Below are 1,457 nucleotides of genomic sequence, written 5' to 3'. Positions count from 1 at the left end.
TGTCACTCTTGAGTGCTCAGCTCTAGTCGCTCTGCGAATCTGAGTTTAGCGGAGCGAGCACGAGGGTTATGCTGGATTTCTTCAGCTTGTGCTACAGTTGGCTTTTTAGTTAGCACCCGCAATAGTTAGCAATTAGTTGACAACTCCCGGAATTTGTGCTTAACAATCCGGTCTTCCAAACTGTGAAAACTGATAATTCCAAGTCTTCCCCCTGGTTTCAGCCAATGGGGGGCAATGTCGAGAAAGCTTTCGAGGCTCTCAAGTTCCTGGTTGACCACAATCCGTAGGGCTTGAAACACCCGAGTCGCTGGGTGAATCCTGCCATAGCGGTATTTCGGGGGAACACAAGATGCGATCGCATTGGCTAATTCAGTGGTTGTCTGAAACGGACGCTTCTCCACAATCCGCCGTGCCATCCGCCGGGATAACCGTTCTTCCCCATACTTATAAAAAACATCCGCTAACCGTACCTCACCCCAATTATTAATAATATCCTTTGCCGTCAGAGACTGGCTCTGGTCCATCCGCATATCTAACTGAGCAGCATGGCGAAAACTAAAGCCTCGCTCTGGTAAATCTAGCTGAGCTGAACTGACGCCTAAATCCGCAATAATACCATCAAATACCCTATCATTAGGCTGATATTCGGCAAAATTTCCCTGCCAGAAATTAACTCTTCCGTTATAACTGGCTAACCTGGTCTTGGCGGCTGCGATCGCATTAGCATCCCGGTCAATAGCTGTAACTTCCACATCCGGTGCTGCTGCTAAAATTAACTCAGTGTGTCCACCACCACCCACAGTGGCATCTAAGTAATGACCACCAGGGCAGATAGCTAGTCCCTCAATTAATTCCTGACTCAATACGGACACATGGAAAAAGGGTGTTGTATTGGCCTGTAATGGTTCAGTTTCCATGTGATTCAAGCAATCCTAAGTATGTCCTGAGGAGATTAGACCTCCTGCTGTTAATCAGACCAGATTGTCCGGGAACTCTATAACTGTAACCTATCAACTGTAACCTCTCTAGTTGTGAATAGTGACAAGTCTTACTCAGCACTATATTGAAAGGAGGTTTTATAGCACTATGCATTCAGATGTGTGACATTTTTAAACTCTGAAACTTAGTCATAGGTTACTTCTGACTTCTGACTTCTGACTTCTGACTTCTGACTTGCGCGTAGCGCTATAGTAACAACTATAGCCTTGATCATACTTATGAGCTATATTGACTCAATTTAGAATTGCTATAGTAGCTAAAGACTAATCATAAAGGTACCCCTGTGGCTACTGTCAAGCCATTAAAGAAGCATCAGACTAGATTTGTCAGTCAACCAGTAAATTTGCAGTCAACTAAGGAAAAACCGATGAATTCCAAAGAAGAAAAAGCTAAAGACCTTGAGCTTCGAGAACGAGAACTCCAGCAACGGGAGCGAGACCTTAGACTCCGGGAAATTG

The 1,457-nt window shown here is 44.8% G+C and carries 1 pseudogene; it reads right to left on the bottom strand.

Going from position 1 to position 1,457, the window contains the following annotated elements:
* Positions 1 to 2 precede the first annotated feature (2 nt).
* A pseudogene (rsmH, locus tag F6K20_RS38295) lies at positions 3 to 917 on the bottom strand (16S rRNA (cytosine(1402)-N(4))-methyltransferase RsmH).
* Positions 918 to 1,457: the final 540 nt, after the last annotated feature.

The sequence above is a fragment of the Moorena sp. SIO2C4 genome, from assembly GCF_010672485.1.
Taxonomy (GTDB): domain Bacteria; phylum Cyanobacteriota; class Cyanobacteriia; order Cyanobacteriales; family Coleofasciculaceae; genus Moorena; species Moorena producens.
The sequence above is the reverse complement of the archived record's forward strand: the minus strand, read 5'-3'. Positions and strand labels throughout refer to the sequence as shown.